Source organism: Vibrio makurazakiensis, assembly GCF_050337375.1.
GTDB lineage: Bacteria > Pseudomonadota > Gammaproteobacteria > Enterobacterales > Vibrionaceae > Vibrio > Vibrio makurazakiensis.
Genome location: NZ_JAKJSW010000017.1, coordinates 21,349 through 46,822, shown reverse-complemented (window position 1 = coordinate 46,822; position 25,474 = coordinate 21,349). Strand labels below are relative to the sequence as shown.

General features: G+C 43.9%; 24 protein-coding genes. 7 read left to right on the top strand and 17 right to left on the bottom strand.

The features are described from left to right. Window positions 1–478 precede the first annotated feature (478 nt). Both L4C33_RS01285 and hemB read right to left on the bottom strand, forming a co-directional pair. Window positions 479–913, bottom strand: a complete 435-nt coding sequence (locus L4C33_RS01285; protein ID WP_428810664.1) for a GNAT family N-acetyltransferase — start codon at window positions 911–913, stop codon at window positions 479–481. A 65-nt stretch (window positions 914–978) separates the two neighbouring features. Then, the gene (gene hemB / locus L4C33_RS01280) at window positions 979–2,025 is read right to left on the bottom strand and encodes a porphobilinogen synthase (RefSeq protein ID WP_428810663.1); all 1,047 of its coding nucleotides are present in this window, start codon (window positions 2,023–2,025) and stop codon (window positions 979–981) included. A gap of 203 nt (window positions 2,026–2,228) precedes the next feature. Here hemB and L4C33_RS01275 point away from each other — a divergent pair, with 203 nt between their 5' ends. Next, window positions 2,229–2,990: a TatD family hydrolase gene (locus L4C33_RS01275; protein WP_428810662.1), complete on the top strand. Its 762-nt coding sequence runs from the start codon at window positions 2,229–2,231 to the stop codon at window positions 2,988–2,990. A gap of 151 nt (window positions 2,991–3,141) precedes the next feature. Here the strand turns inward: L4C33_RS01275 and tatC are convergent, their stop codons facing one another. The 7 genes from tatC to rmuC all read right to left on the bottom strand — a co-directional run bounded on the left by tatC (window position 3,142) and on the right by rmuC (window position 9,473). Next, window positions 3,142–3,897 (bottom strand): twin-arginine translocase subunit TatC, encoded by a 756-nt coding sequence (gene tatC, locus L4C33_RS01270; protein WP_428810661.1) that lies wholly within the window; start codon window positions 3,895–3,897, stop codon window positions 3,142–3,144. Between the two features lie 85 nt (window positions 3,898–3,982). Then, the gene (gene tatB / locus L4C33_RS01265; RefSeq protein ID WP_428810660.1) at window positions 3,983–4,393 is read right to left on the bottom strand and encodes a Sec-independent protein translocase protein TatB; all 411 of its coding nucleotides are present in this window, start codon (window positions 4,391–4,393) and stop codon (window positions 3,983–3,985) included. Between the two features lie 3 nt (window positions 4,394–4,396). After that, the gene (gene tatA, locus L4C33_RS01260; RefSeq protein ID WP_428810659.1) at window positions 4,397–4,642 is read right to left on the bottom strand and encodes a Sec-independent protein translocase subunit TatA; all 246 of its coding nucleotides are present in this window, start codon (window positions 4,640–4,642) and stop codon (window positions 4,397–4,399) included. Between the two features lie 54 nt (window positions 4,643–4,696). Continuing rightward, entirely contained in the window at window positions 4,697–6,331 is a 1,635-nt protein-coding gene (ubiB, locus tag L4C33_RS01255) for a ubiquinone biosynthesis regulatory protein kinase UbiB (protein WP_428810658.1), read from the bottom strand. Beyond that, entirely contained in the window at window positions 6,328–6,933 is a 606-nt protein-coding gene (locus tag L4C33_RS01250; RefSeq protein ID WP_428810657.1) for a ubiquinone biosynthesis accessory factor UbiJ, read from the bottom strand. The genes ubiB and L4C33_RS01250 overlap by 4 nt, the downstream gene beginning before the upstream one ends. A gap of 64 nt (window positions 6,934–6,997) precedes the next feature. Next, window positions 6,998–7,777: a bifunctional demethylmenaquinone methyltransferase/2-methoxy-6-polyprenyl-1,4-benzoquinol methylase UbiE gene (gene ubiE, locus L4C33_RS01245; protein ID WP_428810712.1), complete on the bottom strand. Its 780-nt coding sequence runs from the start codon at window positions 7,775–7,777 to the stop codon at window positions 6,998–7,000. Window positions 7,778–7,895: 118 nt separating this feature from the next. Then, entirely contained in the window at window positions 7,896–9,473 is a 1,578-nt protein-coding gene (gene rmuC / locus L4C33_RS01240) for a DNA recombination protein RmuC (protein WP_428810656.1), read from the bottom strand. 137 nt (window positions 9,474–9,610) lie between these two features. Between rmuC and L4C33_RS01235 the strand changes: the two genes are divergently transcribed. Beyond that, window positions 9,611–10,516, top strand: coding sequence for a DMT family transporter (locus L4C33_RS01235; RefSeq protein WP_428810655.1), 906 nt, complete (start codon window positions 9,611–9,613; stop codon window positions 10,514–10,516). An 87-nt stretch (window positions 10,517–10,603) separates the two neighbouring features. On the opposite strand, the gene L4C33_RS01230 is transcribed toward L4C33_RS01235, so the two are convergent. The 4 genes from L4C33_RS01230 to ftnA all read right to left on the bottom strand — a co-directional run bounded on the left by L4C33_RS01230 (window position 10,604) and on the right by ftnA (window position 13,947). Continuing rightward, complete coding sequence (locus tag L4C33_RS01230; protein ID WP_428810654.1) at window positions 10,604–11,434, bottom strand: HDOD domain-containing protein; 831 nt, start codon at window positions 11,432–11,434, stop codon at window positions 10,604–10,606. A 100-nt stretch (window positions 11,435–11,534) separates the two neighbouring features. Continuing rightward, complete coding sequence (locus tag L4C33_RS01225) at window positions 11,535–12,722, bottom strand: BaiN/RdsA family NAD(P)/FAD-dependent oxidoreductase (protein ID WP_428810653.1); 1,188 nt, start codon at window positions 12,720–12,722, stop codon at window positions 11,535–11,537. A 303-nt stretch (window positions 12,723–13,025) separates the two neighbouring features. Further along, window positions 13,026–13,349: a universal stress protein UspB gene (uspB, locus tag L4C33_RS01220; protein WP_428810652.1), complete on the bottom strand. Its 324-nt coding sequence runs from the start codon at window positions 13,347–13,349 to the stop codon at window positions 13,026–13,028. A gap of 70 nt (window positions 13,350–13,419) precedes the next feature. Next, window positions 13,420–13,947 carry a non-heme ferritin gene (gene ftnA, locus L4C33_RS01215; protein WP_428810651.1) on the bottom strand — a complete coding sequence of 176 codons (528 nt, stop codon included), beginning with the start codon at window positions 13,945–13,947 and terminating at the stop codon, window positions 13,420–13,422. A gap of 178 nt (window positions 13,948–14,125) precedes the next feature. Here ftnA and uspA point away from each other — a divergent pair, with 178 nt between their 5' ends. Both uspA and L4C33_RS01205 read left to right on the top strand, forming a co-directional pair. Beyond that, window positions 14,126–14,560, top strand: a complete 435-nt coding sequence (gene uspA, locus L4C33_RS01210; protein WP_428810650.1) for a universal stress protein UspA — start codon at window positions 14,126–14,128, stop codon at window positions 14,558–14,560. Between the two features lie 54 nt (window positions 14,561–14,614). After that, entirely contained in the window at window positions 14,615–15,496 is an 882-nt protein-coding gene (locus L4C33_RS01205) for a carboxylate/amino acid/amine transporter (protein WP_428810649.1), read from the top strand. 89 nt (window positions 15,497–15,585) lie between these two features. Here the strand turns inward: L4C33_RS01205 and L4C33_RS01200 are convergent, their stop codons facing one another. The 3 genes from L4C33_RS01200 to L4C33_RS01190 all read right to left on the bottom strand — a co-directional run bounded on the left by L4C33_RS01200 (window position 15,586) and on the right by L4C33_RS01190 (window position 20,172). After that, window positions 15,586–16,068 carry a hypothetical protein gene (locus tag L4C33_RS01200; protein WP_428810648.1) on the bottom strand — a complete coding sequence of 161 codons (483 nt, stop codon included), beginning with the start codon at window positions 16,066–16,068 and terminating at the stop codon, window positions 15,586–15,588. A 100-nt stretch (window positions 16,069–16,168) separates the two neighbouring features. Next, window positions 16,169–16,948, bottom strand: coding sequence for a class I SAM-dependent methyltransferase (locus L4C33_RS01195; protein WP_428810647.1), 780 nt, complete (start codon window positions 16,946–16,948; stop codon window positions 16,169–16,171). 83 nt (window positions 16,949–17,031) lie between these two features. Continuing rightward, window positions 17,032–20,172, bottom strand: a complete 3,141-nt coding sequence (locus L4C33_RS01190; protein ID WP_428810646.1) for an EAL domain-containing protein — start codon at window positions 20,170–20,172, stop codon at window positions 17,032–17,034. A gap of 99 nt (window positions 20,173–20,271) precedes the next feature. On the opposite strand from L4C33_RS01190, the gene asnC reads away from it, so the two are divergent. Then, window positions 20,272–20,736 carry a transcriptional regulator AsnC gene (gene asnC, locus L4C33_RS01185; protein WP_428810645.1) on the top strand — a complete coding sequence of 155 codons (465 nt, stop codon included), beginning with the start codon at window positions 20,272–20,274 and terminating at the stop codon, window positions 20,734–20,736. A gap of 86 nt (window positions 20,737–20,822) precedes the next feature. Here the strand turns inward: asnC and prlC are convergent, their stop codons facing one another. Then, on the bottom strand, window positions 20,823–22,865 hold the full coding sequence (gene prlC, locus L4C33_RS01180; protein WP_428810644.1) for an oligopeptidase A: 2,043 nt from the start codon (window positions 22,863–22,865) through the stop codon (window positions 20,823–20,825). Between the two features lie 222 nt (window positions 22,866–23,087). Between prlC and L4C33_RS01175 the strand changes: the two genes are divergently transcribed. After that, the gene (locus tag L4C33_RS01175; protein ID WP_428810643.1) at window positions 23,088–23,942 is read left to right on the top strand and encodes a 23S rRNA (adenine(2030)-N(6))-methyltransferase RlmJ; all 855 of its coding nucleotides are present in this window, start codon (window positions 23,088–23,090) and stop codon (window positions 23,940–23,942) included. A 176-nt stretch (window positions 23,943–24,118) separates the two neighbouring features. Continuing rightward, window positions 24,119–25,474 (top strand): glutathione-disulfide reductase, encoded by a 1,356-nt coding sequence (gene gorA, locus L4C33_RS01170; protein ID WP_428810642.1) that lies wholly within the window; start codon window positions 24,119–24,121, stop codon window positions 25,472–25,474.

The window sequence follows — 25,474 nt, the reverse complement described above, 5'->3', positions numbered from 1 at the left end:
GTTTATATTATTTATTCACAGGTTCGAAAGTTATTAAAAAACAGGACAACAAGCAACCCAAGTCATTAATAATAAACAAAATAAAGCCAGATCGAACAAGTGAAGCACGATCTTTTTACGATCTTTCGTTGTGGAAAACAATGCTGATGTTGTTTTATTCACAATATTTGGCTAACGGATTTTGTTCAGGCATAAAAAAAGCGACATCCGAAGATGTCGCCTAGCAAAAAACGGTAAGCCATTCTAAATGAATACCACAGCTTAACCAAAAAGCTATAAATTACACTGGAAGCAATGTGAGCAATGTCGTGTCAAAAAGAACTTAGTGCAAGTTCGCGAGAAATCTGTTTGTCAGTAGCAAATTGCTAGCTGATTCAACATCCTTGTGAACTGTTTCCTCATTCCCTAAGACGAAGTTAATAATAATGATTCTCATTTAATAATCAAGACCTAAATGAAAATAAATCTCATTTAATTTTTATAAAGCTTTCACAAAATGAATTCTAGACTCTTTCAAGTCCTCTTTTTCTTCAAAATTTTCAATCATATAACCGTTTCTGAGCAGTAAGCGTAGCATCGCCGGAAACTGATTCCGAGATTTCACTTTCAGCTGTTTATAACCCTGTATTTTTGCCCATTCTTCTTGAGTATCTAACTGCTTTTGAGCCACACCTTTATTACGAGCAGCAGAAGATACACCACCAAACCAGCTATAAAAAGTATGTTCATCAAGCTGATAGCCTATTTTAAAGCCGAGAAGTTGGCCTTGCTCTTCCGCAATCAGAATTAGGGATTTGTTACCCTCTAAACGCGCTGACAACGATTCAACGGTTTCTTTATGGGCAAACTCATCGATTTGCTCCACGATGTAAACCGCTTCTTCTAAACTGCCTTCTCTTATAACTACGGTCATGATTTTCTCCCATTAAAAAAGGCTGGTTATCAACCAGCCCTCTTGTTAGTACTTAAACTTAATAGTTACTCAGCGCTTGGTAAGTGTTCAGCAGCACGAGCATTATCTTCTGCCAACCACTCAGCCACATCTTTCGCAAAGTAAGTCAAAATGCCATCTGCGCCTGCGCGTTTGAAACAAAGTAGTGATTCCAGCACGGTTTCTCGCTCTTTTAGCCAACCGTTTTGAATTGCCGCTTTATGCATAGCAAACTCACCTGAGACTTGGTAAGCAAAGGTTGGAACTTGCAGTTCATGCTTAACACGACGCACGATATCAAGATAAGGCATGCCTGGCTTAACCATTACCATGTCAGCACCTTCGTTGATATCCATCGCCACCTCATGGATAGCTTCATCGCTGTTCGCCGGATCCATCTGGTAGTTTTTCTTATCGCCACCTTTCAGGTTCGAAGCACTGCCGACTGCATCACGGAACGGACCATAGTAGCAAGACGCGTATTTCGCCGAGTACGCCATAATTTGAGTATGAATGTGACCCGCTTCTTCAAGTGCTTCACGGATCTTACCAATACGGCCATCCATCATGTCAGATGGAGCAATCACATCTGCACCCGCTTCTGCGTGAGAAAGCGCCTGCTTGATCAGAACTTCTGTTGTTTCATCATTTTGTACGTAGCCGTCTTCATCGATGATACCGTCTTGACCATGTGTGGTGAACGGGTCGAGAGCAACGTCAGTAATCACACCCATTTGTGGGATGTGCTCTTTAAGAGAACGAACAGCACGCTGAACCAAGCCTTCTGAGTTGTATGCTTCTGCTGCACACAAACTTTTTGCGTCTTGGTTAACGACTGGGAATAGCGCAATAGCAGGCACGCCAAGGTTCGCTAGGTACAGAGCTTCTTCTAGCATCAAATCGATAGATAGACGTTCGATTCCCGGCATCGACTCTACTGACTCACGACGGTCTTTACCCATTAGAATAAACATTGGGTAGATTAAGTCGTTCACTGATAACTGGTTTTCAGCCATAAGACGACGGCTAAAATCATGTTTACGCATACGACGCATACGTCGCCCTGGGAATTGACCTTGAATTGAAACAGACACGAAATTCTCCTTACCCGATCTAAATACTAAACAGCTATCCAAAAACTAACTGGCCGTTACTTGGCAAAAGCATATCACTCAAAACCTCAGACGCTAGCAGTAAAAATAGAATACCCAGCAAAAACAGCCAAAAATTACAAAAAATGACCTTGTCCTCACACTACCGTATACTCAGCCCAACCAAAGCAGTTCAGGACACCACCATGATTGATACTCACGCTCATATCTATGCGAGCGAATTTGATAACGACAGAGAGCAAGTCGTCGAGCGCGCTTTAGCTCAAGGTATTAATAAGATTCTTCTTCCCAATATAGACCTTGAGTCCATTAAGCCTATGTTAGAAACCGAGGCTCAGTTTCCGGAAGTATGTCGTTCAATGATGGGACTGCACCCATGCTACGTTGATGCAGATATTGAGCAAAGCCTGGCAACGGTACGTGGTTGGTTCGAAAAGCACGACTTTATTGCCGTTGGTGAAATCGGTATCGATTTGTACTGGGACAAGACTTTTAAAGCCGAACAAGAAATGGCGTTTGTCACTCAATTAGGCTGGGCAAAAGAGTTAAACCTACCGGTAGTGATCCATACCCGCGACTCAATTGAAGAAACCTTAACGCTACTACGCCAAGAACAAGACGGCTCACTACGTGGTGTATTTCATTGTTTTGGCGGCAGCGCAGAAGAGGCACAGGCAATTAACGACCTTGGTTTTCACCTAGGCATAGGTGGCGTATCTACATTTAAGAATGGCGGGATGGATAAAGTAATACCGCACCTAAATATGGACTACGTGATCCTAGAAACAGACTGCCCATATTTAGCGCCTGTACCTCATAGAGGTAAACGAAACGAACCAGCCTACACGCAACTGGTCGCTCAGCGCGTAGCTGATTTAAGAGAAATGAGCATTGAAGAAGTCGATCAAGTGACGACCAACAACGCCAACACTCTATTTGGTCTGTAAAGTGCTTTCGTACTTATTGTTAGTAGCTAAAGTACTAACACTCTAGTAAGCCACAGGCTTAACAATTTAAAATACAGAACAACAAAGGGCTTGCTGATATTCAGCAAGCCCTTTGTTTTTAAACTCGAAAAGTAGGTTACCCTTCTAATCGCTATTCTTCTTGTTGCTGCTCGTCTTCTTCAGACGGCTTTCGAACATAGAAACGTGCGAAGAACAGGCCAATTTCGAACAAGATACACATTGGGATCGCAAGCAACGTCTGTGAAACCATATCCGGAGGTGTCAGCATCATACCAATAATGAATGCACCAACGACGATATAAGGACGCTTCTCAGATAGCGTTTTAGGGGTTGTTGCACCAGTCCAACACAGCAGAATGATCGCAACAGGCACTTCAAACGCAATACCAAATGCGAAGAACAACGCTAATACAAAATCGAGATAGCTCGATATATCAGTCGCAAACTCTACCTGCCCAAGAGATATCGTCGTAAAGAAACTGAATACCAACGGGAACACTACGAAATAGGCAAACGCAACACCACAGTAAAACAGCAGTGAGCTAGAGGCCATAAGCGGCATGATCAACCGTTTCTCATGCTTATACAAACCAGGAGCGACGAATGCCCACACCTGATAAAGAATAAACGGTACTGCAACGAAAATAGACGCCACTAACGTCAGTTTCAGTGGAGTGAAAAATGGTGATGCCACATCGGTAGCGATCATAGTCGCACCTTCTGGTAGGCGATCTACCAAAGGTGCAGACACAAATTCATAAATGTCATTTGCAAAATAAATCAGCCCCAAGAACACGACTAAAACGGCCAGAATGGCACGCAATAAGCGATTACGCAGTTCTAATAGGTGGCTAATTAAAGGTTGTGTCTGCTCAGTCGAAGACATTTCAAACCTCTTATACGGGAAGATCGAAAAGGAGCAGCTCGAATACTAGTTTACGCTCAGTATGCGGCGGCTCCTCCTTGCGAGACTATTCGGCTTTTTTATCTGACGTAACTGATTCTACGCTACTCACAGGAATGCTCTCGTGACTAGGTGCTTCGGCAACACTGGCTTCAGCGTCGCTAGGCTTGTTATCAGTATCAGGCTTAGCATAAGGACGTTGAACTTGAGCAGCAGCCTGCTTGAGTTCATCAACCGATGCTTTTAGGTCAGGAGATAAATCATCCATTCCCATTTGTTCAGCCTTACGTAGGTTTTCTTGAAGCTCTTGAACTTTTAGCTCGTGCGAAAGTTCATCTTTCACACTGTTTGCCATGCTTTTCGCTTGCCCAATAAACTTAGACACACTGCGAATTGCAACAGGTAAACGCTCTGGTCCAAGAACCACTAACCCAACGACAGATATTAATACCAGTTCCCAAAAACCGATATCAAACACGACTTACGCCTGCTCTTTGTCTTTCTTAGTTTCAGCAGTCGCTTCAGTCTTCTGCTGTTGCTCAATGTTCTTTGGTTCGAAGTCTGCATCTTTCTTGTCTGCAGCCTTGTCTTCATCGCTCATTGCTTTTTTAAAGCCTTTCACTGCAGAACCTAGATCACCACCCATACCGCGCAGTTTCTTCGTTCCGAACAGCAAAATAACGATTACAGCAATGATCAGAAGTTGCCAAATACTAATACCACCCATTTCATTTACCTCGGGTCTATCTACACTAAAAAATTAATTAAGAGAGTCTACCGCTTAACGACGGTAAGCTCGCCAACTTAGCAACCAAAATGTGACACCTGCGATGCCACAGCCCAGACTCAGTTGCTCATAAGGGCTTGAAACTAATATTGCGGAGCATACGACTAAAGTTGCTCCAACACCAAACAAAAACTTACCGGTTGCTTGCTGGCGCTTGCTGTCTCGGTAACCTTGATAAAGCTGATCCATACGTTGGTTCATAGCTTTACCTTGGCGCAAGCTATCGTATAAAAGCTCAGGCAACTCAGGCAGTTTTTCAGCCCAAAATGGTGCGCGCTCTTTTACTGCGTTGATCACCGCTTGCGGGCCAACTTGTTCCATCATCCACGTTTCTAGGAATGGCTTCGCCGTTTCCCATAAATCGAGTTGTGGATAGAGCTGTCGACCTAACCCTTCAATATACAACAGCGTTTTTTGTAGTAAGACCAACTGTGGCTGGACTTCCATATTAAAACGACGCGCTGTATTAAATAAGTTTAGCAGTACATGACCAAACGAAATCTCACCTAACGGCTTAGCAAAAATTGGTTCACATACCATGCGAATCGCAAATTCGAAGTCATTAACGTTGGTGTCGTGTGGTACCCAGCCTGAATCAACGTGCAACTCAGCCACTTTTCGGTAATCTCGGTTAAAGAAAGCCAACAAGTTCTCTGCCAAGTAGCGTTTATCTTCGCTGTTTAATGTACCGACAATGCCGCAATCAAGACCGATCCACTGAGGGTTTTCCGGGTTCTCTGGATTAACGAATACATTGCCAGGATGCATATCTGCATGGAAAAAGCTGTCTCGGAATACTTGGGTGAAGAAAACACTTACCCCACGTTCCGCGAGCAATTTCATATTAGTACCGTTCGCTTCTAACATTGGAATATCAGAAACTTGGATGCCGTATATTCGCTCAGAAACCATGACAGTTTCATTACTAAGATCAGGAATCACTTCCGGTACGTATAATTCTTCACTGCCTTCAAAGTTGCGACGTAATTGAATTGCGTTGGCAGCTTCACGGCGTAAATCCAGCTCATCTAGTAGCGTTTTTTCGTACTCACGTACCACTTCAATCGGTTTTAAACGACGTGCTTCAGGAATTGCTTTGGCGACTATACGCGCCATTCGGTACATAAGTTTTAGATCTGCATCAATGACCGGGCGAATATCTGGTCGAATAACCTTCAATACGATCTCTCGACCACTACCTTTCAGCTTCGCAGTATGCACCTGAGCAATAGATGCAGATGCCAGCGGCTCAATATCAAAGTCATCAAACCATGTATCTAAGCTACCACCGAGGGCTTCTTCCATCTGTTGCTGTGCCAGTGCGCCGTCAAAAGGGGCAACTTGGTCTTGCAATAAAGCCAGCTGGTCAGCAATGTGCGGAGGGAACAAGTCACGTCGAGTCGACATCATTTGACCGAACTTGATCCACACTGGGCCAAGCTCTTGCAACGCTAAACGCAGGCGATGGCCTAATTCTTTTTCTGGATGTTTGTTCTTAATCCAAAACAGAGATTTTCGCGCAAGCAGAGGGGCTTTGGTGAGCTGATGCACAGGCATCAGTTCATCTAAACCGTATTCAAGCTGAATTTTAACGATATGATAAAGGCGCTTTATTTCCGCAGGGGTCATGCTTTCTCCAGCAATGCGTTAAGCTTCGCTTCTAAACGTGCAGCCGTGCTTTTCACATCATCTACCTGATCGCAGAAATGTGCGACTTCTAGCGGTGCTGGTGCAATTTTCCACTCTTCAGTCAGTACTTGAGCTAAATGATTTTGATGCTTATTCGCTTGCTGGGAAACAAATCCACCAACATTTTTAATGCCTTGCACAAGGGTGTGTGCAACCACATCACCTGTAACTCGTGAAAGCCATTCTTCAATGTCAGGTTTGCAGTCTGTCATCAGTTGAGCAAATTTTTGGGCTAACTGAATATCCCCATCCAAAATCAACTTATCTTGCTTAATCAGTTGAGTAATATTGGACTGCTCACGTAACTCTGGCAGCACCGATAAGTTTAGAGATAAGTAACAATCAGGCTTACCTTCGTAATCAGCAAGCACATCAATTTGTTGGCTGAACACAAAAGTTAACGTTTTATTGAGCTCTTTCAGGTTTACCTGAATCACTTGCCCTTTTAAACGAGACAAACGACGCACCAATTCAGGGTCGTCGTTTACTAATGTATTCAATGAAGTTTCAATTACCGCAGTCACCAAGGGATCGAATGGCATGTCAGTCCTTAATTATTTAATACAAACATCATCACAAGCTAACGTTCTAATTTCTTTTGAGAAATTAGAATTTGTAGCCACGGTGCAGCGCAACAATGCCACCCGTTAGGTTGAAGTACTTCGTATTTTCAAAGCCTGCGCTCTGCATCATGCCTTCCAGTGTTTCTTGATCTGGGTGCATGCGGATAGATTCTGCTAGATAACGATAGCTGTCTGCATCGTTCGCGATTAGCTCACCCATTTTTGGCAGTAGGTGGAAAGAGTATGCGTCGTATACTTTTGATAGTGGCTCTAGTACTGGTTTAGAGAACTCAAGTACTAACAAACGGCCACCGGGCTTCAATACGCGGTACATAGAGCGCAATGCTTTATCTTTATCTGTTACGTTTCGTAGACAGAAGCTGATAGTGATTGCGTCAAAGTAGTTGTCTGGGAATGGCAGCTCTTCAGCGTTTGCTTGTACGTAATGTACGTTACCCACAATGCCGCTATCACGAAGCTTGTCACGGCCAACATTCAACATTGAATTGTTGATGTCCGCTAAGATCACATGACCTGTGTCGCCAACAATTCGTGAGAATTTTGCGGTAAGGTCACCAGTACCACCACCTAAGTCTAGAATGCGCTGACCCGGGCGTACGCCGCTACAGTCAATAGTGAAACGCTTCCATAAACGGTGAACACCGCCAGACATCAAATCATTCATGATGTCGTATTTAGCAGCTACAGAGTGAAAAACCTCTGCAACTTTCGCAACTTTGTCGTCTTTTGCGACGGTTTCAAAACCAAAGTGAGTGGTTTCTGATTCTAATGCTGAATTTGATTGCACGCTTGTGTCCGTCATGCTGTTGTCTACCATGGTAAGTCCTCATCAACAGCGCAAAATAACATCGGAGGCGCTGCAATCGATTAGTTTACTTTATCCTCAGCAGGTTGTCTTTGTTAGATAAATAAAATCCCGTCTAGGATTCTTCTTGAGACGGATTTCGACTGAAAGTTTGGTGGTTCACTTTCGCAAATGGGCTATCAGTTAGCATATTGTCGGCCTGCTCTTCGCTGACAAATGCATCTCTTTGCGCCAAGTCTGTTAATTTTATAGAAATCGGCTTTTTCACCTCGACGCCGAGCTCTTTAAAACTTTCAGCCTGGCGAATTACGTTGCCACGGCCTGTCGCCAATTTGTTCATCGCACCTTGGTAGCTTTGGTTCGCTTTATCTAATGCGCCACCTAAGCCTTCCATGTCATCAACAAATAATCGTAATTTGTCGTAAAGTTTACTTGCTCGCTCTGCAATTATTTTAGCATTTTGACTTTGTCTTTCGTTACGCCAAAGGTTATCGATAGTGCGCAATGCTACCAATAATGTAGTCGGGCTAACTAAGATGATGTTTTGCTCCATCGCATCTTTCACTAAACTAGGGTCAGCTTGGATTGCCACTTGAAAAGCAGGCTCTACGGGAATAAACATCAACACATAGTCTAGGCTCTGAATGCCTTTAAGTTGATGGTAATCTTTTTGACTTAGCCCTTTAATATGAGCTCGTAGCGCAGTTAAGTGATCACATAGTGCCGCATCTCGCTGCTGATCCGTTTCAGCATTAAAGTAACGTTCGTACGCGACCAAAGCCATTTTCGAATCGACTACTACTTGTTTGTCTTGAGGTAAGTGAACAATCACATCTGGTTGGTAGCGCTTGCCGGCTTCGTTTTGCAAATTTACTTGAGTTTGGTATTCATGCCCTTCACGCAATCCAGAATCCGCGAGGACCCGCGCCAGTACCACTTCTCCCCAATTACCTTGCTGCTTGTTATCACCTTTTAACGCTTGCGTCAGGTTCACGGCTTCACGAGTCATGCTTTCATTGAGGCGCTGTAGGTTTTTCAGTTCATGTACTAACGTATGTCGCTCTTTTGCTTCTTGGCTAAAGCTGTCATTCACCTGCTTTTTAAAACCTTCCAGCTGCTCTTTAAGTGGTGACAGTAATCCTTCTAAACTCTGTTTATTCTGCTGATCAACTTTGGCGGTTTTCACTTCAAACAGCTGATTGGCGAGGTGTTCAAATTGCTGCTTCAAGCGGTTTTCTGCTTGTTCTAGTAATTGCAGCTTTTCACTGTTGGCGAGGTTTTCTTGGTCGTGACGTGCTTCTTGCTCTCGCAGATCGGCTTCAAGCTCGGCTTTATGATCTTTCAGATGATTAATTTCATCGGCGTACTGCTGACGCTCTTGTTTTACAGCTTCGAAGTAGCGTAATTTCTCCATCGCTGCCATCACTTTGCCGTGAGCTTGTTTCAGCTCGTAAGCGGCTTTATCACGCTCACTATCTAATTCTTCTAACTCTTGCTGCGCTTGTTCTAACGCCTGTTTAAGCTGGCTCGTATTGGATTCATGCAACTGCTGACCAGATTCAATTTGCTGTTCGAGTAGCTGTTGTTGAAAAGACATTTTTTGTTTTATCCACCAGCCGACAAATAAACCGCTTGTCACAGAACCCGCTACTGCAGCCATTAATGTGGTTTGGTGCTCGATAATCCATTGCATGATAATGATTTAGCCTAAAAATAAACGCATATTAGAATGGTATTTTGATACTGGATAAATGTCCAGTTTGTCGTATCTAATTTCGCCAGATAGACTAGGCGCTCCGTACCCTATTCACTAATTAATATCGAGTTGCTATGAACGAACGTCGCGCGTTGGGCTTTGGCCTTTCAGCTGTACTGCTGTGGTCAACAGTCGCTACTGCATTCAAGCTGACCCTTGCTGAATTTACTCCAATTCAAATGCTGACGGTTGCCAGTATTGTTTCGTCGATAGCACTGATCGCGATTTGCTTTGCCCAAGGAAAACTGTCTCAACTCTCTACCACCTTCTTATCGAACCCTTGGTATTACTTACTGCTAGGGCTAATAAACCCACTGGCTTATTACTTAATTCTGTTCAAAGCCTACGACTTATTGCCAGCTTCTCAAGCGCAAGCAATCAACTACAGCTGGGCAATCACGCTGACCTTAATGGCAGCAGTTTTTTTGGGTCAAAAGATCCGTAAGAAAGATTGGGTTGCCTGTGCATTCAGTTACTTCGGGGTTGTCGTAATAGCGACCAAAGGCGACATACTTGGGATGCAGTTTGAAAGCCCACTAGGCGTAGGATTAGCATTACTCTCTACACTTTTGTGGGCCGGTTACTGGATTCTAAACGCCAAGAATAAAGCCGACCCAGTGATTGGCGTATTGCTTGGGTTCCTTGTCTCTCTGCCATTTGCCATTGGTATCAGCCTCTATGAAGGTGCAGCTTGGAGCCAGATCAGCTTAAAAGGTTGGATGGCCGTCACTTACGTGGGGCTATTTGAAATGGGGATCACCTTCGTACTCTGGCTCAGCGCCCTAAAGCTAACCAACAGCACCGCTCGTATCAGCAACCTGATTTTTGCTTCACCGTTTGTGTCGTTAATGCTGTTAGCAACCATCATCGGTGAAGAGATCCACCCTACGACTTTGATTGGTTTAATGTTGATTATTACCGGTTTGGTCATTCAGCAGGTGAAGTTTTCGAAAGGTAAAAAGCTCGCAAGTGAGAAATAAACCGACTGAGCGATATTAAAACAACACAGCACCAAAAGAAAAAGGCTAGCACTCGCTAGCCTTTTTCATATCTATCAACCTGTGGACTTAATCCGAGAACAACTCATACGCTAATTCACTGCCTTGCCCACGAACATTGTCGATCACCGCTATCATATCTTCTGAGATATCCAACGCTTTTGCTGCAGGGTGGCTATGAATGAACTGCTGTTTCTCACTGTCATCCAGCATTGAGTCCCAACGGTTATGAACCTCACGAGAGAGATACATCAAGCAGGCTAATTTCTTCGAGACTCGAGCTTTTCCGGGGCGGTTCACATTAGCAATTGCGTCCGCCATCTCAGGTGGAAACTTCCAAGCTTGTGCTAAACGGGAGCCCAGTTCGGGCGCATCTGTTCCTAGAACCTCTCTTTGCACCGCGAGTGTACTTTCACCAGCATCGACACGAGTTGCGATTTCTACGGCTTGCTCTGGCGCTAATGAATGGATCATCAGTTCACCAATGTTATGCAGAACGCCCGTGGTAAATACTTCGTTAGCATCTAGCCCAACTTGCCCAGCAAGCTTGCTAGCAATCATCGAAATTTCAAAGGTATTCGACCAGTAGTCTTTAACGTTAAGAGTTTCTATTTTAGGAAAAGCACTAGAAAGGATAGAAGAAGATACGAGTGTTCGAACGGCCCCACTACCAACCCGAATAATGGCATCGTTGATGGTTGCTACCGGTTTATTGCCTCCGAAATGTGCTGAGTTAGCCATACGCAGAATTCGCGCACTGAGCACTTGCTCCATCGACATTTTTTTAGAGAGCTCGCCAAAGTCGACGTTTTCTTTATTAACCATTTCAAGCAATTCTTGAAGAATGCTCTCAATGCGGGGAAGTTCATTGAGACGGGATATCAACGCTTGTTGGCTCATTTGCTCACTCCTTTGCATGCCACCATTCTTAATATAGAACAGTTTTGCCGCTTTAGAGTGAGCAATTCTTAAATGATAAATGCGCCTAGGTTAAGTAACTCTACGCCCACTGACCGGCAACAAAACCGCTCGACCAGCACCATTGGAAGTTATATCCACCAAGCCAGCCCGTCACATCCATCACTTCACCAATGAAATACAAACCCGGTACTTTTTTGCATTCCATCGTTTTTGAAGAGAGGTAATCCGTGTCTACACCGCCCAAAGTCACTTCAGCCGTGCGATAGCCCTCTGTGCCATTTGGAGCAATTGACCAGTTTTCTAAATGGTGAGCAATTTCTTGCAACTGCTTTTGGTTAAACTGCTTTAGCGGCTTATCTTCAAACTCTTTGCGCTCAATTAGTACTTCTACCAAACGTTTAGGTAAAGCTTTTGCCAGAGTGTTTTTCAAACTTTGATTTGGGTGATTTTCACGCGACTCTTCAAGCAACTCCATCACGTCAGTTTGAGGGACTAGGTTGATAGAAACCGCTTGGCCTGCTTTCCAGAAAGATGAAATTTGTAAAACCGCAGGGCCGGATAAACCTCGGTGAGTAAACAACAGCGCTTCTTTGAATAGTGTTCCGTCTTGAGCGGTGATCTCCGTTGGGATCGCGATACCTGATAATTCAGAGAAATCTTCTTTGTCTTGCTTGTGTAATGTAAAAGGAACCAAACCCGCAGTAGTTGGAATGATTGGCAAACCAAATTGCTCTGCGACTTTATAACCAAACGGCGTTGCGCCTAATTTTGGCATTGAAAGTCCACCTGTCGCGACAACCAAAGAGTCGCACTCTAAGTGATCCGCATTGGCGTGCAGTTTGAAGCCTGTCTCTGTTTTCTCGATAGAGTGAACATCACAACGGTAGCGCTGTTCAACATTTGGCATTTTGCACTCTTCAAGCAACATATTAACGATGTCTTTTGCCGAGTCTAAGCAGAACAGTTGACCATGGTCGCGCTCTTCAAAATCAATCTCGTACTTGTAAACCATCGAGATAAAATCCCAGTTGGTGTACTGAGAAAGTGCAGACTTTACGAAGTGAGGGTTTTGACACAGGTAATTACTGGCAGCAACATCGTTATTGGTGAAATTACAGCGACCGCCACCTGAAATTAGGATCTTACGACCTGGCTTTTTTGCGTGATCAATAACAAGTACTCGGCGACCACGTTTGCCAGCCTCTGCTGCACACATTAAACCGGCAGCACCTGCACCAATTACGATTACATCAAATTTTTCACTCATAGCTGTCTGCTTACCACATCTTCAACGTTCAGCCCGGCCACTTCCTGTCGCTAGGGTTTCACCAAATAAAAAAGGATGTGCGAAACAGCACATCCTTACTAATTGGTCGCTATTTTAACGACAAATTCCCACAATGCAATTGGTGAATATTCACGCAATAGGCTAGCTCCACACTATTAAGATGGATTTTCAATCAAGCGGCACTATCACGCGACACAATAATGTCGAGCTCTGCATCCAATCCGTTTCTCGTTTGCTGAAACCTACACGTTTACTGAAGCTTTAATCCAACTAGATTAGTCGCTAAACAATAAAAGCTGCGAGTAGGGTAACCGCGAGTAAAGATACAGAGAGGATGAACAGCTCCCTTACTCGGTCACACTTCGAAGTAAAAACCTCATCATGGTGATGATGATACTCTTTACTTTTGATGTATGAGAAAAGGCGAACTTGTTTTTGAACATTACCGTGCGTGGTAAAGAACCCACCGCCATCAACTTGTTGGTACAAGAGAGGGTGAGCTTCGCGCATAATGTAGATTAGTGTGCGTAACGCCGTTAAATAGCGAGCCCAGTTGGTACATGTCACCAACATTAGTGCAAATAGAATTGTATCGCCGCTGATCATCTTTTCCTCCCTACATCTTCAAGAGGCTCAAGAGAAAAAGACAACCAGAGGTGGCTAGTTTCTCACAGTATTAAACTGCAGGAGCTTCCATAATTGAAGATGAACCTTCCTTTGCCAATTGCGCTAAATCTTTATCGATGAAGAACAATGCTTTGCCATCTTCACCAACAAGTTCCAGCTTATCCAAAATACCTTTAAACAACTTCTCTTCTTCGTGCTGCTCTGCAACGTACCATTGCAGGAAGTTAAACGTTGAGTAGTCTTGGTTAGTGAAAGCAACATGAGCAAGTTTATTGATTTGTTGAGTAATCATTTGCTCGTGCTCGTAAGTTTCACGGAACACCGCACCTAGGCTTTCAAACTCATGACTAGGTGCTTCAATTGCACCTAAAATAGGCATTGCACCCGTCTCGCTTACATAAGTAAATAGACGCTGCATGTGCTCCATTTCTTCTACTGCATGAGCACGCAAAAATTCTGCTGCACCTTCGAATCCTTTGTCTTCACACCAAGCACTCATTTGTAAGTATAGATTGGATGAGAAAAATTCTAGATTAATTTGCTCATTGAGTTGTTCGACCATAGTTTTAGACAACATTAATGTCTCCTAGTAACGACTGTAATTTTCTCTACTATATCATTAATTAACTTACATAATGCAGCCTAATCTTTATCCAATTATTTAGACAGTCCACTAGATATTGAGATCACTTTGGCAAAAATTCAACGTGTCTGGTGCTAACCTATAATGAGAGCATTAATAGGGAGATAGTCGTATGAGTTACCAACATATTCTAGTCGCCGTCGATCTATCCGACGACAGTAAAGTCTTAGTAGATAAAGCCGTAGCCCTTGCTAAACCACTTAACGCAAAGGTTTCGTTCATTCACATCGATATCAATTATGCTGAGCTTTATACCGGGCTAATCGACATCAATATGGCAGAAACCCAGCATCAGGCGATGGAAGCTTCACGTGTTCAATTGCAAAATTTTGCTGAACATGCGCGTTATCCGGTTACTCATACTTTAGTCGGTAGCGGTGATCTCAGTAATGAACTTTGCGACACGATCAACGAATTTAATATTGATTTAGTTGTGTGTGGTCACCACCAAGATTTCTGGAGCAAGCTGCTGTCTTCGACTAAGCAACTGATTAATACCTCGCCAGTCGATATGCTGGTCATTCCTCTTAAGGATTCTCAGGACTAATATAAAAAACTCAGATAGACTGCAGCCCATACATTTATGAACTGATTATTATTTATGAATTATCTTGTTGCCGTCACCCTACTTTGGGCTTTCTCATTCAGCCTGATTGGCGTTTACCTCGCTGGTCAGGTTGACTCATGGTTTTCGGTATTAATGCGTGTAGGTCTCGCTAGCCTAGTATTTTTACCTTTCCTCAAATTCCGTAATGTCCCTAAAGCATTGATTGCCAAACTCATGGCCATTGGTGGAATCCAGCTAGGGCTGATGTATTGCTTCTATTACCAATCTTTCCTACTCCTTTCTGTACCTGAAGTTTTACTGTTTACAGTGTTTACCCCTATCTACATCACCTTGCTTTACGATCTGTTAAAAGGGCGTTTCTCACCTTGGTATTTAGTGACCGCTGCGATTGCTGTTCTCGGGGCAGCCTTCATTAAATTCGCAGGTATTAACGAAAACTTCTTAGTTGGCTTTTTAGTCGTTCAAGGGGCAAACCTTTGTTTTGCTATTGGACAAGTAGGCTACAAGGTGATGATGGAAAATGAACAAATCGAGCTTCCTCAGCACTCTATCTTTGGCTATTTCTATCTAGGAGCTCTGTGTGTTGCTACTGTTGCCTTCTTGCTATTAGGCAGCACAGAGAAGCTACCAACCACATCATTACAATGGGGCATTCTCACGTATCTAGGTCTTATTGCTTCTGGTCTGGGTTACTTCATGTGGAATAAAGGTTCATGCATGGTTAACGCCGGTGCACTAGCGGTAATGAATAATGTGTTAGTTCCAGCAGGGTTAGTTGTAAACATACTGATTTGGAATCGAGACGTAGATTTAGTGCGTTTATCAATTGGCGGTGGGATTATCTTACTGTCACTTTTGGTTAATGAAACCTGGGTCAAAAAGCGCGTGCAGCGAACGCCAACAACAGCCCATTAATCTGTCTTAAAAAAACCAGAAGATGAAAACAAAAAGAGCGCCCATTTAAGGCGCTCTTTTTTTGAATCTTTTATCTCTGTATTTTTACATTAATGCACTTGTTCAGCGCTAAAGGTCGTCTCTTCAATCATACTAATGTTTTGATTCAGTCTACTGAACTGCTTCTCTAACATCTGGTGCTTTTTAAGTAGCTTTTGCTGCTTTTTCACCACTTTTGCGAGTTTCTTAGCCTGTTTTTTCTGGTGCTTGAGTGCCTTTTTCGCTTTCTTCAATGATTTCTTATCAAGAGAAGCTGGGCTTGCATCTTCATTAGGGTCAATAAAATGAACAGCAACAGGTTCAACGCGGCTTGGTAGTGTTTCTGCCAACAATCCACACGTGGCTTTTTCAGCGTCTGGTTTACTTTGACAGCTTGCGGGCGGAATAGCGGCTGGCTTACATAAGTTATCTTTATCGGCAGAAGAGCGAGCACATGAACGGCACACAAACTTAGGTTCGGTAACCAGACTGTGGATCTCACCTAAGTGCTCCATAATATCTCGGCGATTTAACTTACAAAAACGTTTAGCCATGCTACAACTCCAGCTAAGAATAATAATGATTCTTAGTTAGATATACCTTTAGACCGCGTTTTACGCAAGGCTTTATTGGCAACTATTTTGTATAAAAGTGCTAAGTCATTGATGCCTTTACATAGACATCAAAACGATTTTTTTTGGTTTCAATCGCCATACTTGGTTTCTGCTCATCTAACCATGCTGCGTAGTCTGGTCTTTTCACTACAACTCGTTTACTAGCAAGTTCTAAAGCAGGCTGAAGTAGACAATCAGCATCGAGATCTGCACCCACTAAAGATTGGAATACTCGCATCTCTTTTTTTACTAATGCCGATTTCTTTTTATTCTCTGGGTGTGGGTACATAGGGTCTAAATACACCACATCAGGTTGCTCAAAATCAGGATCTTGAGCGAGCCTATCTAATGCATCATGGCTAGAAGCATGCAGTAACTTCATACGTTCACCAACCCAAGAACCTATATCTGGGTCTTGCTTGGCACGCTCTATACCATCATCAAGTAGCGCAGCCACCACAGGGTGACGCTCGACCATTTGCACTTTACAGCCCAGCGACGCCAACACAAACGCATCACGCCCTAAACCTGCCGTTCCGTCTAGTACGGTTGGCGTTGCGCCTTTGTTCAAACCCGCAGCTTTCGCGATAGCCTGCCCTTTTCCGCCACCGAACTTACGTCTATGACCTACAGCACCGCCAATCAAATCTACAAAAATCGCACCTAATTTAGGCTCATCGACTTTTCGTAGTTCTAATCTTTGCGCGGTCAGTACCAATGCGAACTCACTGCTTTCATCGTGAGTTAAATGCCAACGTGCCGCTAACGTTTCTAAGCGTTCGGCTTGATTAGGATCTTCGCAAATAAGTTGAAGCTGCAAGGGGTTCTCCACCAAAGTGAGGTTGTCAAAGAGGCCGCAGTGTACCCGATTGAATGAAAAATAAGAATGAGTTACTCGCCCTGCTACACGTTCTTTTCTAACCTAAGCTCATCGACTAATTCAGCTAACGGCATAGGGCGGCCAATAATATAACCTTGACCATAATTCACGCCTAGTTCGATAAGCTTATCGATAATTTGAGTGTTTTCGACAAACTCAGCCACGGTGCGTTTGCCCATTTGCTGCGCTAAATCGTTAATTGAACGAACCATCACGTAGTCCATTTCATTCACATCGATATCACGCACAAAAATGCCATCAATTTTAACGATATCAACCGGAAGCTTTTTCAAATACCCAAACGAAGATAAGCCAGAGCCAAAGTCATCAAGTGCAATGATGCAACCGAGATCTTTCAATCGGCTAAACAGTTCAATCGCCTGATTCATGTTACTCATGGCAGCAGTTTCAGTAATTTCAAAACACAGCTTTTCACAAGGTACTGCCGATTCGCTCAGGCTATTCAGTAAGAACTCGATAAATTCGTTGTTCCCCATAGAATGTCCAGACAGGTTTATTGAGCATAACCCGAGTTCTTCAATAGCTTCAGGGTGACTCTCTAACCACTGCAAGGTTTGAGTGACGACTTGGCGATCAATCAAATGGGCGACGTTATAACGTTCAGAAGCAGGCATAAATATACCTGGCGATACGTATTCACCTTTATTGTTTTTAATACGTACCAAAATCTCGAAGTGCATTAACTCGCTGCTTCCATCGAGGTTCAAAATACGTTGAGCAAACAGTTCTAAACGATCATGGGCTAATGCATCATGTACTAGGTTAACGCTGGCCATTTCTAAGTGGCGACGCTGCTGAGCTTCATCATCGACTTGGTATAAGGTGTAGCGGTTACGACCTTCATCTTTCGCGGCATGACACGCAGCATCCGCTTGTGCGTGCACGGTTTGTGGCGAGGAAGCAGTATGGTCAATTAAGCGAATTCCAATAGAACAGGTCAAATGCAGTCGAATATCATCCCACAAGAAAGCCTGCTCACTTAACGTTTCAATGATGGTACGACAAACGTTAATGGCGTCGCGCTCAGTACAGTCTTTCAAAAGCACCGCAAACTCATCACTGCCCATACGCGCCAATACTGCCTTATACGGCAATACGTCTTCTAACAATCCGGCACAGAACAAGATCGCAGCATCACCGGCGTCATGGCCCGCCGTATCATTAAGCACTTTCAGTTGGTCTAAATCGAGATACAACATCGCATGAGTACGCATGTGGCTTTCAACTTCTTTAAGCGATTTCGCCAACACAGTTTCAAAGTAGTTACGGTTATACGTATCAGTTAGCAGATCGTAGCTCGCTTGATACTCTAGTTGCTCAGCGAGAGCTCGTGTTTCGGTAATGTCTTCGCCAACAATCAATAGCTGATCAGAGTCAACCAATGGGCGAATATTTTCTCGAACCCAAACCGTCTGACCATTGGCATGGCGATACTCTATATCTCGTCGCCATACGCCTTTCATCGCTTGTTGAGGAAGTAGTAACACTTGGCGAGGGATCAGCGCATTGTCATCGACGTAGAACTCACGTGGTCGATGCCCCAGTAGTTGGTCGAGTGGGTAGCCAAGCAGTTGCTCTGTAAATTGGTTAACCTGTTGGATACGGTTATTCACATCCAGTGTAATCATCATCACTGGCTGTTTATCGTAATAAAGGCGTAGGTTAGATTCACGTTGAAACAGTTTATTTTCAGTCAACTTACGTGACGTAATGTCACGCGCTTCAAATAGCATTTGAGCTTGATTCTGATTTTGATTCGGCAACGGCTTGAGCGAGATTTCAAGAACGACAGCGCCAAGCTCTCTGTCCCAAATTTCACCCTCAAAATGCAAAGCACCGTTAGCAAGATCATTCAGAAAGTAATCCGATAAAGTTTTCGCTGTCGAAGCTTCCCAATACTTGTGCTGCCATAATGCAGCATCTAACTGAAAGCCTTCATGGTAAAGCAGTTCATGGAGCTTGCTGTTACTCGACACCAACTTACCCTGTAGGTCGACAATACCTATATATTGCAAACTTTGATCGAATATAGATTCCAGAAGGAGTTGGTTTTTACGGCTGGTTGATTCACTTTGCTTTAGGCGTTTTAAGTAATAACCCAAAGCCAAAATAATCACGGCCATCAACACAAACGCACTGCCCAGAGTACGAATTTCAGCTTGATAGCGAGCCAAAAATGGTTGAGGTTTGTTGAAGAAAGTCGCCGCGAACTCCCCTTCAGCGCCAAGGTTCCAACGCTTCACCATCTGATAGTCGAGCTTAATTTCAGGCGACCCCGTTCTGACCGACGGCAATTGTGCTTGTGGCTCACTAGAAAGCACTTTTTTTAATATACGTGCGGCCTCTCGGCCTTGTACAAAGCCACTTTGGATAACACCACCAATCGCACCATGCCCTAATCCAAGGTCATGAACCATGTAGATAGGTGCATTCGACTGCTGGTTGAGTTCGATCCAGTCTTGGTCATCACTAATATTGCCTTGCTGATCACGATAATACACCCAAAAGAGCACGCTGTTAGCGTTGTTCATCTGGCTAGCTTTCTTCTTCATTTCCGCGTAAGAGTCAGGAATATAATGCTTCACAATTGAACGATATCTCGGGTTCTCATCCAGAAACTTATCGACTTGTGCACGAACAGCCTCACCGGTTATAGAGAAATCAGACACCACTAGAATTTCTTCCACATTGCTCTGTAAACGTTCAATGAGCGCAATATTGCTTAATAGATCGATGTCTTCAGTGACACCTGTAGCGTTAATATCGCTATGAAGCTCTGGGGAGTAGTTATTAATGCCGCCAAATATCACCGGTGTATCACCCAACTCAGGTGCCAGACGCTGCATTATATTCAACGCATTATTATCACTAACGACGATTGCGCTGAATTGCTCTTGGCTAAATTTGGTTTTATACAGTTGGTAAATTTGTTCGAGGTATTCTTCGCTTTGAGTACGTTTGGTGTCGAGGTATACCACTCGATAAGAAATGTCTTCATTTTCTAATTGACCAGAAAATCCACTCTGAAAGCGGTCCGTCCAAAAGAAACCATGATGGTAGGAGTGAACAACTAGCACATCTTTTGTTTCTGCTTTAGCAAAAAAGCTCAAAAGCAGTAGAAGAAAAATAAAATAAAAGCGCACTGACTTCACCTTAACAACATGGATACTGCTAATATTATCACCCCTGAGCATTAAATGTACTTCATCCGATAAGTTTTCACTCTATAACAAGGATTCGATATGTCGACACCACAACCTCGTTTAGACGATTTAGACCGTGCGATTCTAAAAACGTTAATGGAAGATGCGCGAACGCCTTACGCGGAAATGGCAAAGTTATTTGATGTGAGCCCTGCGACGATTCATGTGCGTATCGAAAAGATGAAATCAGCCGATATCATTCAAGGCACGGAAGTGATCGTCAATACCAAGAAACTCGGGTACGACGTGTGCTGCTTTATTGGTATTAACCTAAATGCCGCTCGTGATTACCATTCCGCCATCGCCAAACTCAACGCACTAGATGAAGTGGTCGAGGCTTACTACACCACTGGAGCTTACAATATTTTTGTAAAGCTGATGTGTAAGTCGATTGAAGAGCTCCAATTTGTATTGATAGACAAGCTGCAAGCGATTGATGAAGTGCAGTCGACTGAGACTCTGATCTCTCTGCAAAACCCAATCAACCGTAACGTAAACCCTTAGCTCTTAGCAAGATTCGTATGAAGAAAGTTTTAGATACAAAAAGAGCCTCGATTGAGGCTCTTTTTCGTTACAAGCTTTACGAGGGCTTAAGCTTGAATACCTGCATGGCGTAGCATCGCATCGATTTGTGGCTCACGACCACGGAAGCGTTTGAACAGCTCCATAGGTTCTTCACTGCCACCCATTTCAAGAATGTTATTTAGGAAGCGTTGGCCAGTTTCAGTATTGAAAATGCCTTCTTCTTCAAATGCCGAGAATGCATCCGCTGAAAGTACTTCCGCCCACAGGTAGCTGTAGTAACCAGCGCTATAACCACCAGCGAAGATATGACCAAAACTATGTGAGAAGCGGTTCCATTCAATACTTGGTAGAACCGCTACTTTTGATTTCACGTCTTTCAATGTCTCTAAAACACGCGCACCCACTTCAGGGTCGTATTCTGCATGTAGGGTGAAGTCGAATAGACCAAACTCAAGCTGACGTAGAATAAACATCGCAGACTGGAAGTTTTTCGCTGCCAGCATTTTCTCTAACATCTCTTTTGGCAGAGCTTCACCCGTTTCAAAGTGACCCGAGATGAACGCTAGCGCTTCCTCTTCCCAGCACCAGTTTTCTAGGAACTGACTTGGTAGCTCAACAGCATCCCAAGGTACGCCGTTGATACCAGAAACCGCACCCGCCTCAACTTGAGTCAGCATATGGTGAATACCATGGCCAAATTCGTGGAATAACGTAACGACTTCATCATGAGTAAACAATGCAGGCTTATCACCCACTGGTTTATTGAAGTTACACGTTAGGTAAGCCACAGGTGTTTGTAGGTCGCCAGACTCTGTGATTCGACGGCCACGACAATCATCCATCCATGCACCACCACGCTTGTGCTCACGAGCGTATAGGTCAAGGTAGAAGCTACCGCGCAGCGTGCCTTCTTCATCAAAAATATCAAAGAAGCGTACTGACTCGTGCCAAGTATCAATACCTTCACGCTCAGTCACTGACATACCAAACACACGGTTTAGCACTTCAAACAGGCCAGATACCGCTTTAGATTCAGGGAAGTATGGACGCAATTCTTCATCAGATATTTCAAACAGTTTTTGTTTTTGCTTTTCGCTGTAGTAAGCGATATCCCAAAGATCTAATTCAGAGACACCAAATTCTTTTTCTGCAAATTGACGTAACTCTTCTACTTCACGCTCACCTTGTGGCTTCGCTTTTACCGCTAAGTTATTCAAGAAGCCAAGAACTTGATCTGACGTTTCCGCCATTTTAGTTGCCAGCGATTTTTCACTGTAGCTGCCAAAGCCCAACATACGAGCAATTTCATGACGCAGTTTTAATTGTTCAGTGATGATCTCAGTATTATCCCACTTACCCGCATTTGGACCACGGTCAGATGCACGAGTCACGTATGCTTCGTACAACTCTTTGCGTAGCTCTTTATTATCACAGTAAGTCATTACTGGTAGGTAAGACGGAATATCCAAAGTAAGAAGGTAACCTTCAAGCTCTTTCGACTCAGCCGATGCTTTCGCAGCAGCAAGTGCCGATTCAGGCATACCAGCTAGCTCTTCAACATCAGTAATTTGCTTGGTCCACCCCATAGTGGCATCTAGCACATTATTTGAGAATTGTGAGCCTAGTTCTGACATGCGCTTGCTGATCTCACCGTAGCGGTGCTGTTCATCTGCTGGTAAACCGATACCCGATAACTCAAAGTCACGTAGAGCGTCAGTAATCGTCTTTTTTTGAGCTTGCGTTAATGAAGCAAATTCACCACTCGCCTTGATTGCTTTGTACGCTTCAAACAACCCTTTGTGTTGACCAACCCAAGTACCATACTCAGACAGAATTGGCAGGCAGCTTTCGTACGCATCACGCAGTTCATCACTGTTCACGACCGAGTTCATATGGCTGACAGGTGACCAAATGCGGCTTAGGCGATCGTCAACTTCTTCAATTGGCGCGATCAAGTTATCCCAGCTTGGCGCTGAATTGTTTTCTAATACTTGTTCTATTTTTTGGCGACAATCAGCGATTACCGCTTCAACCGCAGGTTTTACATGTTCTGGCTTAATAAGAGAAAACGGAGGTAAATCCGTAAAAGTGAGTAGCGGGTTAGACATATAAACATTCCTTTGGGTTTCAGACTTGTCGTCTTTCTTCGAATTGGATCGTCTTACAGGTTATCAAGTTCGCCCATAAGGGCAAATAACAAAAGAAAAACCTTAAGTAGCTAACTATTAAATAGTGGTAGCTTATAGAAATTTCAATAGTCGCGTATAATGAACTGATTATATCCACCTACACTAACTACACTCATCACAAGAGTGTCACGAGAGTTTAATTTGTTAAGTTATCGCCACAGCTTCCACGCTGGCAACCATGCCGACGTGGTTAAACATATCGTACAAAGCCTTATTCTTAACGCTTTGAAACAAAAAGATAAGCCTTTTGTCTACCACGATACCCACTCTGGTGTAGGTCGTTACGATTTAACCCACGAATGGTCTGAGAAAACAGGTGAGTACAAGCAAGGCATCGCTCGCCTTTGGTCTATGAATGAAATGGACAAGCAAGGTATCCCTGAGGATATTCAAAGCTACCTGGATGCTATTGCAGACCTCAACAATGGTGAAAATCTGCGTTTCTACCCAGGCTCACCACGTGTTGCTCGCGCTCATTTACGTGAACAAGACCGTATGGTTTTGACAGAACTGCACCCAGCAGATCACCCTCTGCTAGAGCAAGAATTCCACCGCGATCGCCAAGTTTCTATCTACAAAGAAGATGGCTTCCAGCGTTTAAAGGGCAGCTTGCCTCCTAAAGAGCGTCGTGGCTTGGTATTAATTGATCCACCCTACGAACTAGCAAAGGAATACCGTGATGTCGTGACAGCGATTGCACAAAGTCACAAACGTTGGGCTACTGGTATTTACGCAATTTGGTATCCAGTGGTTAACCGTTGCGATATCGAAGATATGATCGAAGGCCTAGAAGGCTTAGGCATCCGTAAAATCTTACAAATCGAGTTAGGTGTTTCACCTGATACCAACGAGCGCGGTATGACTGCATCAGGCATGATTGTAATCAATCCACCATGGAAGCTAGAAAGCCAAATGAATGCGATTCTACCTTTCTTAAAAGACGCGATTGCACCAGCAACAGGTCATGTGAAAGTGGAATGGATTGTTCCAGAGTAAGCTGTGACAATTTCAGTCAATAGCGGTACCTGAATAAAATTTAAACGGGGAGATTGAGTTCAACCGATCTCTCCTCCATATCTAAATTACAAAAGTACTAAATTAAAAATAATGGGTAAGTGCGAACACAACTTTTGGAGTATCGCAGCTTAACCCCTTAATAAATGGAGAAAGTCATGGCGACTCATTTTGATTACATCTGTATCGGCGGCGGCTCAGGCGGTATTGCTTCAGCGAACCGTGCTTCTATGTACGGCGCAAAAGTGGCACTTATTGAAGCTCAAGACCTTGGTGGTACTTGTGTGAACGTTGGTTGTGTACCGAAGAAAGTTATGTGGCACGGCGCTCAAGTTGCTGAAGCAATTAACCTATACGCGGAAGACTACGGTTTTGACGTTGAGCTGAAAGAGTTCAAATGGAACAAAATGATCGAAAACCGCCAAGCTTACATTGGCCGTATCCACCAATCTTACGATCGCGTACTAGGCAACAACAAAGTAAACGTGATCAAAGGCTTTGCTAAGTTTGTTGATGCAAAAACAGTAGAAGTGAACGGCGAGCTATACACTGCTGACCACATCACCATTGCTGTTGGCGGTCGCCCAACTATTCCAAACATTCCAGGCGCAGAGCACGGTATTGACTCAAACGGCTTCTTCGAGCTAATGGAGCAACCTAAGCGCGTTGCTGTTATCGGTGCTGGCTACATTGCAGTAGAGATTGCAGGTGTTATGCACTCACTAGGGTCTGAAACTCACCTTTTCTGCCGTAAAGAGTCTCCTCTACGTAGCTTCGATCCAATGATCGTAGAAACGCTAGTTGAAGTAATGAACGCAGAAGGCCCAACTCTTCATACTCATTCTGTACCAAAAGAAGTGGTTAAAGAAGAAGATGGTAGCCTAACGCTTCACCTAGAAAACGGTGAAACTCAAAACGTTGATACGCTAATTTGGGCGATTGGTCGCCACCCTGCGACGGATGCCATCAACCTAGACGTAACAGGCGTAGCAACCAACGACCGTGGTTACATCAAGGTAGACGAATACCAAGAGACTAACGTGAAAGGCATCTACTGTGTAGGTGACATCATGGAAGGTGGTATCGAGCTAACACCTGTTGCGGTTAAAGCTGGTCGTCAGCTTTCTGAGCGCCTATTCAACGGTAAGACCAACGCTAAGATGGATTACGAATTGGTACCAACGGTTGTATTCAGCCACCCTCCAATCGGTACTATCGGTCTTACGACTCAAGAAGCTGAAGCGAAGTACGGCAAAGACAACATCAAGGTTTACACATCAGGCTTTACTGCAATGTACACTGCAGTAACTAAGCACCGTCAACCTTGTAAGATGAAGCTAGTATGTGCTGGTGAAGAAGAAACAGTCGTTGGCCTACACGGCATTGGCTTTACTGTTGATGAGATGATCCAGGGTTTCGCTGTCGCAATGAAGATGGGCGCAACTAAGGCTGATTTCGATGCAGTTGTAGCGATTCACCCAACAGGTTCTGAAGAGTTCGTTACTATGCGTTAA